The sequence below is a fragment of the Adhaeribacter pallidiroseus genome (genome assembly GCF_003340495.1).
Classification (GTDB): Bacteria; Bacteroidota; Bacteroidia; order Cytophagales; family Hymenobacteraceae; genus Adhaeribacter; species Adhaeribacter pallidiroseus.
This window is the reverse complement of record NZ_QASA01000001.1, coordinates 5,217,643-5,230,168: the sequence shown is the minus strand read 5'-3', so window position 1 is coordinate 5,230,168 and position 12,526 is coordinate 5,217,643. Positions and strand designations below refer to the sequence as shown.

Annotated in this window: 13 protein-coding genes; 7 read left to right on the top strand and 6 right to left on the bottom strand. The window is 41.4% G+C overall.

The window, feature by feature from the left end:
* Nucleotides 1-38 precede the first annotated feature (38 nt).
* Nucleotides 39-671 (top strand): rhomboid family intramembrane serine protease, encoded by a 633-nt coding sequence (locus tag AHMF7616_RS20795; RefSeq protein WP_115374638.1) that lies wholly within the window; start codon nucleotides 39-41, stop codon nucleotides 669-671.
* Between the two features lie 95 nt (nucleotides 672-766).
* On the top strand, nucleotides 767-1,288 hold the full coding sequence (locus tag AHMF7616_RS20790; RefSeq protein WP_115374637.1) for a fasciclin domain-containing protein: 522 nt from the start codon (nucleotides 767-769) through the stop codon (nucleotides 1,286-1,288).
* Nucleotides 1,289-1,411: 123 nt separating this feature from the next.
* Here AHMF7616_RS20790 and AHMF7616_RS20785 read toward each other — a convergent pair whose 3' ends face one another.
* From AHMF7616_RS20785 to AHMF7616_RS20765, 5 genes are all read right to left on the bottom strand, one after another.
* Entirely contained in the window at nucleotides 1,412-2,200 is a 789-nt protein-coding gene (locus AHMF7616_RS20785) for a DUF4249 domain-containing protein (RefSeq protein WP_115374636.1), read from the bottom strand.
* Nucleotides 2,201-2,221: 21 nt separating this feature from the next.
* On the bottom strand, nucleotides 2,222-4,567 hold the full coding sequence (locus AHMF7616_RS20780; protein ID WP_115374635.1) for a TonB-dependent receptor: 2,346 nt from the start codon (nucleotides 4,565-4,567) through the stop codon (nucleotides 2,222-2,224).
* Nucleotides 4,568-4,944: 377 nt separating this feature from the next.
* Entirely contained in the window at nucleotides 4,945-5,493 is a 549-nt protein-coding gene (locus AHMF7616_RS20775; protein ID WP_115374634.1) for an RlpA-like double-psi beta-barrel domain-containing protein, read from the bottom strand.
* A 348-nt stretch (nucleotides 5,494-5,841) separates the two neighbouring features.
* Complete coding sequence (locus tag AHMF7616_RS20770; protein WP_115374633.1) at nucleotides 5,842-6,135, bottom strand: hypothetical protein; 294 nt, start codon at nucleotides 6,133-6,135, stop codon at nucleotides 5,842-5,844.
* 164 nt (nucleotides 6,136-6,299) lie between these two features.
* Nucleotides 6,300-6,791 carry a YciE/YciF ferroxidase family protein gene (locus AHMF7616_RS20765; RefSeq protein ID WP_115374632.1) on the bottom strand — a complete coding sequence of 164 codons (492 nt, stop codon included), beginning with the start codon at nucleotides 6,789-6,791 and terminating at the stop codon, nucleotides 6,300-6,302.
* Between the two features lie 302 nt (nucleotides 6,792-7,093).
* On the opposite strand from AHMF7616_RS20765, the gene AHMF7616_RS20760 reads away from it, so the two are divergent.
* From AHMF7616_RS20760 to AHMF7616_RS20740, 5 genes are all read left to right on the top strand, one after another.
* Nucleotides 7,094-8,497, top strand: a complete 1,404-nt coding sequence (locus AHMF7616_RS20760; RefSeq protein ID WP_115374631.1) for a high affinity choline transporter 1 — start codon at nucleotides 7,094-7,096, stop codon at nucleotides 8,495-8,497.
* A 216-nt stretch (nucleotides 8,498-8,713) separates the two neighbouring features.
* The gene (locus AHMF7616_RS20755) at nucleotides 8,714-9,421 is read left to right on the top strand and encodes a YebC/PmpR family DNA-binding transcriptional regulator (RefSeq protein ID WP_115374630.1); all 708 of its coding nucleotides are present in this window, start codon (nucleotides 8,714-8,716) and stop codon (nucleotides 9,419-9,421) included.
* Nucleotides 9,422-9,556: 135 nt separating this feature from the next.
* Nucleotides 9,557-10,555 carry a hypothetical protein gene (locus AHMF7616_RS20750; protein WP_115374629.1) on the top strand — a complete coding sequence of 333 codons (999 nt, stop codon included), beginning with the start codon at nucleotides 9,557-9,559 and terminating at the stop codon, nucleotides 10,553-10,555.
* 66 nt (nucleotides 10,556-10,621) lie between these two features.
* On the top strand, nucleotides 10,622-10,852 hold the full coding sequence (locus AHMF7616_RS20745) for a hypothetical protein (RefSeq protein ID WP_115374628.1): 231 nt from the start codon (nucleotides 10,622-10,624) through the stop codon (nucleotides 10,850-10,852).
* Nucleotides 10,833-11,249 carry a putative toxin-antitoxin system toxin component, PIN family gene (locus AHMF7616_RS20740; protein WP_115374627.1) on the top strand — a complete coding sequence of 139 codons (417 nt, stop codon included), beginning with the start codon at nucleotides 10,833-10,835 and terminating at the stop codon, nucleotides 11,247-11,249. The genes AHMF7616_RS20745 and AHMF7616_RS20740 overlap by 20 nt, the downstream gene beginning before the upstream one ends.
* Nucleotides 11,250-11,429: 180 nt before the next feature.
* Here AHMF7616_RS20740 and AHMF7616_RS20735 read toward each other — a convergent pair whose 3' ends face one another.
* Complete coding sequence (locus tag AHMF7616_RS20735; RefSeq protein WP_233507684.1) at nucleotides 11,430-12,362, bottom strand: M48 family metalloprotease; 933 nt, start codon at nucleotides 12,360-12,362, stop codon at nucleotides 11,430-11,432.
* Between the last annotated feature and the right edge of the window lie 164 nt (nucleotides 12,363-12,526).

Sequence of the window (12,526 nt, the reverse complement as noted above, 5' to 3'; positions counted from 1 at the left end):
TTTAGCCATTCAGCAATTCATAATAAAACAGTAAAAACATGAGCATCACCCTGATTCTAATTATCCTGACATCCGGAGTTTCCATTTATGCCTGGTCGCATCAGGATTTATTAGATAAGTGGGTTTTCCATCCGTTTAGTGTAAATAAAAAGAACCAGTGGTACCGCTTTGTTACTTCCGGCTTTTTGCACGCCGACTGGACACATTTATTCTTTAACATGCTGTCGTTGTATTTTTTTGGCGAAGTGGTGGAGCGGGTGTTTATGGCTAGCTTTGGTTATGAAATGGGTATAGCGCTTTACTTGCTTATCTATCTGGGCGGAATGATTATAGCCGATATTCCTACTTACATCAAGCACAAAAAAGATTTTGATTACCGGGCCTTAGGTGCTTCAGGCGCTGTATCGGCTATTATATTTTCCAGTATCTTGTTTAATCCGTTAAATCTAATTTGTTTGTTTGCTTTTATTTGTATGCCGGGTTTTATTTTTGGCTTTGTTTATCTGATTTATTCTTATTACCAAGGGCAGCGAATGGGAGGCGGTATCAACCACAGTGCGCATTTTTACGGGGCGGTATTTGGTTTTGTCGTAAGCTTTTTGCTCTTACCCGGTTCCGGAGTAAACTTTATTGAGCAAATTGGAGCATGGCGGTTACCGTTCTTTAACTAATAAACGAAAATTTTTAAATTTTTCTGATTCTGATTGCTTGATCTCGCGTATACAGAAGGAATAACCTGATTTGGTTATTCCTTCTGTATACTCTCATGAAGCGTTGCGCCAGTACATTGGCCGTTCAATTTTTAATACTGCTTTTTAGCAGCAGTACTTCATTGGCTTGGGCCCAACAACTGCTAAATAGCGCCATACCCGTTGTAACCGCTGGCTCCACCAATAACACCTTAACAGCTGATATTATTTCGCTTTCGAATGAGCGGCCTGTTTTACGGGAATTAATTATTCAGTCGGGTATTTTAGCCACTTTATCCAGCGATAAACCGTACACTTTTTTTGCTCCTACCGAAGCCGCTTTAAAAGAACTCCAATACGAAAGTGCCGAGAAGCTACAACCCATTATGCAACATCATATAGTGCTGGGCCGGTATGCATTGATAGATTTAAAAGATGGGGCTGTTTTACCTACTTTAGCCGGCGATAGTATTACTGTTTTCCGGAAATTCAACGCCGTTTCCATTAACAGCATACCTATTAGCGGTAGCCACGAAACCACCAAAAATATAGTAGTACATACCATAGACGATGTTCTAAAACCTAAAAAGCTAGATTAAAAGATTATGCTTATATTTTTCAGGTAAGTTTTTTACTCAAATTTTAAAAATTTAAAATTCCTACAAACAAAAGCCGCCGTTACCTTAGTAACGGCGGCTTTTGTTTGTAGCGAAAACAGCAGGTTACTTTACCGTAGAATTTATTATTGTAACTGCCGAAGCTCCAAAATAACCGATGGCGCCATTGCTGATATTACTCGGAGCGTTAGATGGTGGCGCATCAAACGGGCCACCGGTATAATACTGCATGGTACCCAGTACCCGTAAAAAGTCGTAACCGGCCCGGTCCAGCGAAAGCATTTCTACCCGTAGTTTGTCGCCTTTTTTTAGGGAAATATCAATTTCCGGGTCGCCGTAATTGCCGTCGTATACTTCGTCGTTAATGGCTACTATGTCGTCTTCGGGCTCTTCGTTTACCCAAATGTTAAACCGGTAATAATCGCCTTTGCCTTTTGGCTCCTGAAAGTAAATAGTCGCGTAATATCCTTCATCTGTTTCGGCGTTTTTTTCTTTAAATTTATAGGTAACCGAATCCAGGATGCTCACCGGTTTTAAATACGATTGGCTAGTGTATTCCTGGCCGTTTACTTTTACTTTAAAAAAGTACGTATTACCAATGGTGCCCACCAGCTCCGAAGTTTGGTAAATACCTTCGCCTTTGGCTTGTAATACTTCCGAATGGCCTTTATCATCCGAATTGGTTACTTCGGCATCGGCAATGCCGGGAGTACGACCATTTTGCAAATAACCCAAAGTACGCGATACGCGCACGGTATAGGGTCCGGGCTGGTCAGTAACAAGTCCCTCAATAACAATTTTTTCGGTACCTTGTTCGAGTTCATAATCAATTACTTGTTCGCAACCTGCTAGAGGGAGCGCTATTAAGCTGAAGAATAAAAGTATATTTTTCATGATGAAATGCTTTTGGAAAGATTAAAAACTAAAATTGTAGGTAACGGCCGGAATAATACCGAACATATAAGTTTTCACGGCTTCGGTACGGCCCTGATTATCTTCGTTTTCGCGGAACGAGATAGAGAAAGCATTTTTGCGCGAATAAGCATTATACAACGAGAACGTCCAGGAACTGTAATACCGTTTATAGGTGGTTTGCGGCTTTTCCAGAGTAGCGGATAAGTCGAGGCGGTGATAAGCCGGCAAGCGATAGCCGTTCCGGGCCGAATATACCGGGAAGGTTTGACCGTTGTACTCAAATTTACCTACCGGCATCGTAATAGCGCCGCCCGTGTAATATACCCAGTTCGCCCCCACGTTCCATTTCGGGCTTAATTGATAAGTACTTACAATATTTACCGAATGGCGTTTATCGTAACGTACCGGGTACGCATGGCCATTGTTGATGCCCGGTACCGTACGGTCGGTTTTGGCTAAGGTATAACTTACCCAACCAGTTAAAGCGCCTTTCTGCTTCCGCACAAAAAATTCCGCTCCGTACGATTTGCCTTCGCCGCGTAACAACACCGTATCGATGCGATTATTTAAAAAAATCTCGGCGTTGTCTTTGTAATCAATCTGGTTGTACATTTTTTTATAATATACTTCCACCGACGTTTCGAACATATTATCTTGCAGGTTCCGGAAGTAGCCGGCAGCTACCTGGTCGGCGTATTGCGGTTTGGTGTACTGGTTGCTCGGTACCCACACGTCGAAAGGCAGCGACGAAGTAGAATTGGAAATTAAATGCAGGTACTGGCGCGTGCGGTTGTAAGAAGCTTTAATAGAACTAACGTCATCTAGCTCGTATTTGGCCGAGAAACGGGGCTCTAAGCCGCCGTAAGATTTAATCTTATCCAGAGAACCATACACGGTACTATCTATCTTGGTGCGGCCATCAGAGCCATATTCGTAAACAGTGCCCGAACCTACGTTGGCAAAACCCGATAAACGCAAGCCATATTCTACGGACAAGCGCGGCGAAAGCGTTTGCTGATTGCTCAGGTACAGGGCACCATCCAGAGCACTTGTGGAATTTAGCTTAATTTCGTTAAAATACGAATCCGGACCCGGTACCACTTTGCCCGGTAAAAACTGATGGTAGGTGCCGGTAAAACCAAACTTAACCTGGTTGCGCGGGTTAATGTAAAACGTGTAATCATTTTTCAGGCTGTAATCTTTAATGTGTGAGGTCCAGGTAAATTCCGATGATTTATCCGTGGAGCCCAAGGAATAATCAAAATCGCTGAAAATTAACGTGGTATTGGAAAATAGCCGGTCGTTGAATAAATGGTTCCAGCGTAGAGTACCCGTAGCGTTGCCCCAGTTAAAAGAAGCCGATAAATTTTTAGCCACATCGCGCCCAAAGTAGCCCGATACAAACAAACGGTTGTTGTTGTTGAGTTTATAATTAGCTTTTAAGTTGAGATCGTAGAAGTAAAGTTTGTTGTTTTTGAGAGCCTCGTCGGAGCTTAATTTAAAAAATAAATCGGCGTAGGTGCGCCGGCCCGATACCATAAACGATCCTTTATCTTTTACAATAGGTGCTTCTACGGTTAACCGGCTCGACAGCGTACCAATACCACCCGAAACACCCAACTTTTTGGAGTTACCTTCTTTCATCCGGATGTCGAGTAAAGAAGATAAACGCCCCCCATATTCGGCCGGAATACCGCCTTTGTATAGCTGCACATCTTTAATGGCATCGGCGTTAAACACCGAGAAAAAGCCCAATAAATGCGAGGCATTATACACTGGGGCTTCGTCCAGTTGAATCAGGTTCTGATCTACGCCGCCGCCGCGCACGTAAAAGCCCGAGGTACCTTCGCCGGCCGTTTGTACGCCGGGCATCATCTGGATGCCTTTAATCACGTCCACTTCACCCATTAAGGCCGGCATTTTTTTGAGCTCCGCTACCTGCATTTTCAGGGTGCTCATTTCCATGGTTTTCACGTTTTCGTCTTCTTTACGGGCCGTAATTTCCACTTCGCGGAGGGTAGTCTGGTTTTCGGATAGTTCTACATCCAGCTTTTTGTTGGCCGAAAGTGTTACCGATTGGCCGAAAGGCGCAAAGCCAATGTACGAGAACTGAATGGTGTAAATGCCTTTGGGTAAGGTGAGGGAGTAAAAACCGTATTCGTTGGTGGTAGCGCCCACGCCGGTTAATTCCTTTACGCCAATGCTGGCGCCAATTAAACCTTCGCCGGAAGCTTTGTTTTTAAGATAACCGCTCAAGGTTACTTTTTCCTGCGCTCTGGCAGAAAATAAGGGGCAGAGACTCATCACGAAGGCCGTGAGCAGCACCCGGTACAAAAGGATTTTCATAGTTGTTTAAATTTGGATTGGTTTGATGGTCAAAGGTTTACTAAAATGCTACAGGTGTCGTGGGGTCATTTGTTTGTTTGTTTTGAGTGGGGCGAAAAAGTAGATCGGGGAAAGCGGGTGCAAAAGTAGAGGCTTTTATTTTTATTCCAAATTAAATTTTTATTATGGTACCTGTGGAACACCGTACCGGATAAAACAGCCGAACAAAGTAGTTGCGGAAGGTTTAAAAATTAAAAAAGCAGCCCTGATGGCAACAAAGGCCAGGCTGCTTATTACACAACAACTACTGTTATGTAACCGGAATAAGGTTTTACGCTATAAAACTAAATTATAGCAATACTAAAGAAAAAAGTAACTGCTCCCAGGCAGAAGTTGAATTAGAGCTTAGTAAGCTTTACATCGTTCCAGCGGCCCATTACCTTATCGTTGGGACCTACTAAAATATCAATGCGGTTCCGGAGCCGTTTTTTCATAGTATCGCGGACCACGTATATGCCATCCAGGCGGTCCGAAATGCCGCTTACTTTTACTTTATCGCCAAATTCAATGTGGCCGCCCCAACGGGTAAGCAAATTGCGCGATACTGCAATCCATTTATGTTTTTTGGGGTGAATTTCGTTGATACGCGAACCATCGGCGGTAATTAAGGGAGAAGAATCAGTTTGCGCTTCTTCGGGGAAATAAACAGAAGCCGTAACATGGGTGATGTGTAATTCTTCAACAGGCGCCGTTTTCTTTTTTTGGAGGGTTTTTTTGGCAGTAGTAATCCGGGTTGATTTAAAGGAGTTGGCTCTATCAAGAAGGCTCTCAAAATGGTAAGTGGTAGAATAAGTTGGCTTTTCTTCCTTTGAGTAGGACACGAGGTGCGGGAACGTAACTAAAGAAATAAATAAGAAGAAAATACCATCGATTTTGTATCTTAACATGTTTAAAAAGTTAGTTGGACACTAATTTCATTGGTAATCAATCTTAAACGCGCAAGTTTAAGATTTAGTTTATTCCATTTTTTTCTTGAACTTTTCTTTTTTAACTATATCAAGGTTCTAAATAAATGAATAAACTTATTTGTAAAATACTGTTTTTTGCCGCAAAATAGGTAAAAAGATGGTTGCGAAAGAATTTGAAAGCCAAGTGCTACGCTTAAGAAGCAGTTTTGCATCCTAACTTTTTTAGTACTATTTAAAGCAAAAATTTTTAAATTATTTTTGTGGGAGAAAGAAAAGGAGCAGTAAAGTTTATTATAGTAGCGCCTAAACCAGACTGCTCCTGCTTAATTAAAAATTATTCTCCGTGTTAGCATCACCATCATTGGTGTCGCGGTCTTCCAGGTCTCTTTCGTCTTCCTGTTGCTGCTCCTGGTCCCAATTTTCGTCGGATTTACTTGCGCCGGTTCCTGTTAGATTTCGCTTTACTTTATCATCGTCGGAGCCGGTTAATTGGCTGTTGGTAGTTTGGGTTTGTTCGTCTTTTATTTTGTTATCCTGCGGTTCTTTCTTTTCCATGATTATATAAGTTATGTTTACAGATGTACCAATGGGCTTCGGTAAAGCCGAACTATAGGTACTCATATTGAGCAGTTAAAGTTATTAACTTGTCCGGCTGAGCACTTTACTGCCCATAAAAGGCAAAAATTTAAAAAAACCAGTTGCTGCTGGCTTTTGAACTTGTCAATAGATCCTAAATAAAAGAACCTGCTTTAGGCAGGTTCTTTTAAGCAGTCAAAAAGCATTTACTACATGGCTTTTTGGTTGATATAACCTTTCGCCAGTTTATTTAATAAGGTATCCGCGGTTTGTTCTTCTTTTAACGTTTCGCTTAATAACTGTTGGGCTTCGGCATGGCCTAAACGCTCGGCATAATGAACAGCGGTACCATAACCCGAAATTTCGTAATGCTCGATGCGCTGGGCGCTGGCAATCAGGCCGGCATCTTTTACTTCCGGATCAGCATCTTCGGCAATTAATTCCTGACCTTCTTTAATCAAACCTTCCATGGCTTCACACTTCATGCGGCCCGGCGAAATGCCTAACAACTCGCATACTTTCTCGATGCGTTCTTTCTGGGCTTTGGTTTGTTCCAGGTGTTGTTCAAACTGTTGCTTTAATTTCGGGTCAGTAGCCGATTCGGCCATTTTAGGTAACGCCTGAATTAATTGTTTCTCGGCGCTGTACAAGTCTTTAATCTCGTGTTGAAAGAGATCATCTAAATTTTTTAATTTGCTCATAGTTTTATGGTTTAGTGTTGTCCAATCATTTTGGTATGTTTCAGCTATACGGCTTACTTTCGCAAAGTGTTAATGGATATTTTGGCGCTTTTTTGTGACATAAACGAGTTGCTGAACGGTTAGCAAAGCTGAAGTATAGTCATTATCAAAGCTTTACCTAGATGAAGTAAGCACCCGAAAATTTTAAATTAAATTATGCTCACCTTTAGGAAACAGAGCAATGGTAAAAGCAGGAAAGTATTTGCTCCCAATAATCTGTAATTTACGGCCGTACATACTTTTCTTGCCAGCTATTTTTTAAAATGCTACTGTTATTTATCGGGTTATACTTATTAATCAATGTATTTATCGGCGTATGGGCGGCACGCCGGGTACAAAACACCAGCGATTTTTTACTGGCCGGACGGCAATTGCCTTTTTACATTTCTACGGCTGTAGTGTTTGCAACCTGGTTTGGTTCCGAAACCGTTTTAGGCGCCTCTTCGGAGTTTGCCGAAAATGGTCTACTGGGCGTAATTGAAGATCCGTTTGGCGCCGCGCTGTGTCTGGTTCTGGTAGGATTGTTCTTTGCTAAAAAGCTTTACCGGCTTAACCTGCTTACTTTCGGTGATTTTTACCGGTTGTATTTTAACCGCACCACCGAACTGGTAGCTTCGTTTTTTCTGGTGATCTCGTATTTTGGCTGGGTGGCGGCGCAAATGGTAGCGCTGGGCATTATTTTAAATTTAATTTCCGGGCTGTCTATCACGTTGGGTATTATTCTGGGCTCCGTAGCCGTTATTATTTATACGTACATGGGGGGTATGTGGTCGGTATCGATTACCGACTTTCTGCAAACCATTATGATTATTGGCGGCTTAATTTTCGTTACCATTAATATTGTGGACAAAGTGCCGGTGCAGGACGTACTCCGCACGGTGCCGCCGCATTTTTTCGACTTTATACCGCCGCAAAATTCTTTTACTACCTGGCTCAATTACCTGGCCCTCTGGCTTACCATTGGCTTAGGTTCTATTCCGCAGCAAGACGTATTTCAGCGGGTTATGTCGGCTAAGTCGGAGCAAACGGCGGTGTACTCTTCTTTAGCGGCGGCTGGTCTTTACTTAACCATTGCTTTGCTGCCGCTCATTCTGGTTTTATATGCCAAGGTCCTGCAGCCAACATTGCTTCAAGGCGATACCCAATTATTGTTGCCCGGCCTGATTCTGCATTCTACCTCGTTGTGGGTTAAAATTTTGTTTTTCGGCGCTTTAATTTCGGCTATTATCAGTACGGCAAGCGGGGCTATTCTGGCGCCCGCGGCTATCCTCAGCGAGAATATTTTTAAGCCTTATTTTACTAAAATCACCGATAAACAACTTTTGCTTTTGTCGCGGGTTTGCGTGTTGCTGGTGTCGGGCGTGGGGTTAATCATGGCTTTGTTAAAAAGTAACATTTACGAATTGGTAAGTTCGTCGTCGGCTTTAAGTTTGGTGTCGTTGTTTGTGCCGTTGGTAGCGGGTTTATATACCAAACGCGTATCATCATTAGCCGCCATTATTTCGATGGTAGCCGGCATGGTGGTTTGGTTAGGGGCTTTGTGGCTCGATACTACCATTAATCCGCTGTTGTATGGTTTGCTGGCGAGTATAGTGGGGTGGGTGTTGGGTATATTCTGGCCGGTTTCAACGGCTCACCCAGCACCGATAAAATTTTCTTCGGAGTAATTTTAGCGATCTGATCGGTAAAATCAGTAGTTCTATGAAGGAATTGTTATAATACGCAGCGGAAAATAGGTTAAAACTACAACTTGGCAACTTTTCAACCTTTTAACTTTCCAACCTTCTAACTTAAAACTTACTTGCTCCATAACCCGAAAGAAGTGTAACTTGCTTCTTTTAACATTCAGCCAAAAGAACAAAAACATTAGATTATAAATTACTATGGGAAGAGCATTTGAATTTAGAAAAGCCCGTAAGTTTAAACGTTGGGATAAAATGTCGAAAGCGTTCTCGCGCTTAGGCAAAGAGATCGTAATGGCCGTAAAAGAAAATGGCCCCAACCCGGATGCAAACGCGCGTTTGCGTACCGCTATTCAAAACGCGAAAGGCGTAAACATGCCCAAAGACCGGGTAGAGGCGGCCATTAAGCGAGCCTCGAGCAAAGAAGAAAAAGATTACGAAGAAGTAGTATACGAAGGCTACGGCCCCCATGGCATTGCCATTCTGATAGAAACGGCTACCGATAATATCAACCGTACGGTAGCCAACATCCGGGTATATTTATCCCGCGCGGGCGGCACCTTAGGCAAAACCGGTTCCCTGGATTTTATATTTACCCGCAAAGGCATTTTCCGGTTACCCGCCGAAGGTTTAGATACAGAAGAACTGGAACTGGATTTAATTGATTATGGCGCCGAAGATATTTACGAGCACGAAGGCGAAATAATTGTGGAAACTGCTTTTACCGATTTCGGGGCCATGCAAAAAGCCCTGGAAGAAAAAGGTTTACCGGTTACCAGCGCTGAATTACAACGCATCCCCAACACCCGCACCGAGCTAAACGACGAGCAAGCCGAAGAAATTGAAGCTTTAATTGAGAAGATTGAGGAAGACGATGACGTGCAAGCTGTTTACCACAACATGGCCTGATGTATAACATATAAGAGCTTACGTAATTAAAAGTAGGCACTGCTATATTAAATACTTATGCCATATGAAGTTAAGCTCTTCATTGGCTGTAGAAGTATTAAGACGATTACCTCTAACAACAGGTTTGAATAAAAAATGGGTATTGAAAATGAAATATCAATAATTGACCGTAGGACAATAGAACTTCATAATTGGTTTACAGACAATACTCATTTAATGGACGCTGTTGTTCAGAACAAGTGTGAATATGAGTTCTTAGGAATAATTCGAGAAATTGCATCGGTATTTAAGATAGTTATTATTATTGAAACAGAACCTTTAGCTGATGGCGGACTTAGAAGATGGTTTAAAGTTGCAGCTAAAGATGAAAACAAAAAAGCGACAATTACGGTCGCATTAATCGTAGCTTTTTTGACAAGTATAATTGTTACGCCAATAACAACGTCTATCAGCAAGGCGACAGAAAAGCTAATAGAAAAATTTTTTGAAGATCCTGAGATAAATAAACTCGAAAAAGAAAAACTGAAGCTTGAAATTGAAAAGTTAAGACAGGAAATAAGTAAGAATAGTCAACAATTAGAAGAAAATAGTGTAATTAAGAAAAAGAAATCAAACTTTTATGAAGTACTTGAAAAGTATCCTAAAGTTGAAAAAGTTTCATTTTTAGTTTCTGATAGTAACAAAAAGGAACGATATAATGAACAAGTCGTCTATCGAAGAAGCTTCAAAGAATTTATTTTAGTTAGTGATGAACTAGAGCCAACCGAAATCGATAACGCTGTCATTGAAATCATCTCACCTGTACTAAAAAAAGGGAATTATAAATGGATGGGGATTTATAATGGTGAGCCAATTCCATTTTCAATGAAATCTAAAGAATTTAAAACACTAGTTCAGGTAGGTGAAATCAAATTTAAAAATGGAACTGCAATAAATTGCCATTTAGTAGTACACAAAAAAATAGACAATGAAGGAGTAGAAAGAATAACAAGCTTTGAGGTTACTAGAGTTAATAACTACTTTGAAAATGATAAACCGATAGAAACACCAGAGGGTCGGCGACATAGACAGAAGAAAGAAGGAGAAAAACAGCAGCTAAATTTATTTACTAAGGACAACGATAAAGAGAAATAATACAAAAAGTTAACAAGAGTTAAGAAAATAGTTTAGACTAGAAGAGAAATTTGAATTAAAGATCAAATGAGAATCATCCAAATAAAAGTAAGTGAAACCGACTTTCAAAAGTACGATCTAGGAAACGGGCAAGAAATCAAGTTTTCGGACTTGATTGAAAAAGTAAACCTGGAATATGCCAGGAAAGCCTTAATAGAATGTAATGAGATCGCGCAGGAAGCCGGATTGTCTGAAATGACTTTAGATGAGATTAATGCAGAAATAAAAGCAGTACGCGATGCAAAAAATCATCCTTGACACAAATGTGATTGTATCAGCACTAATTTCTAACTCTGTACCAACCAAAATTTTGTATAATTTAGTTTTTAAACAATTAGTGAACCCCTGCCTTTTAACCGAAATTTTTACAGAGTATATTGAGGTACTTGGAAGGGAAAAATTTAGTAGAATTTATGCGTTCAAAATTAAAGCAGAAGTAGTATTAGCTAAATTAAAAGATTTGTCATCATTCTATCAAACTAACCGGAAAGTAGAAGTTTTAACGGATACAAGTGATAATAAATTTTTAGAGTTAGCAGCGGTAAGTTCAGCTGATTATTTAATAACAGGAAATACGCTTGATTTTACAATAACTGAATTCGAATATACTAAAATTGTTACACCCAGAGAATATTGGGACAATTATAAACCTTAAATAGGATCAACCTTTACAAAAACCTATGTAGCCTTCATATCGTGTATTTAAGTAATAATTTTTTAATAAAGCACCCATAACTTACTATACGTAAAAAGCCCTTGCCAAAGGTTACCGGCAAGGGCTTACAAACAAAGAAACAAGAAAACAGGAAAGTAAAAAATTTAAAAAATCTTAATGCTAACTCACGTAACCCACTTTTTGTCCACGACGGTTTACAATCATCCCCTCCTGGGTTAAATACAGCGACTGAAAATAATCGCTTTCAAAAACAAAAGGTACTTCGGAGTTATTCGTACGGGAAAGTTTACCAACTACTTCTATGCCCTCATCAGTAACACGTACGAGATTATAACGTGTAGTCACGTAAAACTGTTCCCGGGGCGCCGCCTCAAACGTAACTTTTCCCAAAATAGAACGGCTATCCAGGCCGGCCGCCGTGGCTTGTTTGCGTACTACCGGCCGGGTAGCTACTGGTTGCTCCGGATCTTCGGCTTGCGCAATTACCGGCGGAGTTGCTTTGGTATTGGGTTTGGCGCTGGCTACAATCTGACCATTGGCGTTTTGCCAACCGGTACTAATGGCCGTTAACCGCGACGAGCGGCCCGGGTGGGTAGCCGAATAACTTTCGTCGGTTAAGGCCGCAATGGCGGCTTGCGCTTGCGGTAAAGTAGCGCCCATTTTCCGAAGCACAAACCCCGAAAACTCGTCGGCTTCCAGTTCATCAGTCGGGTTGCTACCACCCCGGATTAAAGTATGACCGTTTAAATGATGACCTATTTCGTGCGCCAGAATACTAACAGCCGCCCAGTCGGTTTTAACCGCATTGTTAACCGAAGCCACAAACTGCGCGTTGTACAGAATATAGCGTTTACCGTTGTAAATAACCGCCGCTGCATTGGGTACTTCCGTTGATTCGCGTACTTCAAACCGCGGCTTTAAGCCTACTACGTCAATAATTTCTTTAATAATATCGCGCGCTCCTGCGGGGTTTACCGCCGGAGCCGCGTTGGAAAGAACATGTGGGTGGGCCGCTGTCGCCGTATCGGGAAGCGGCAATAATGGCACGGTAAGCGCCAGTACGTATGCTATTTTCTGCCAGAATTTTTTCATGTTTTATAGGAACCAGTAACCGTTATTTTTCTTCTAAAAATGTCCTTAATCAATGAATAGAAGCGGGTAAAATCTGCTTTTTTTCTAATCGGGCATGTACCTGTTAGATGCAATATTTCTGCCAACCTGTTTTATCCTGACAGAATGCTAGTACCGGTTATTTT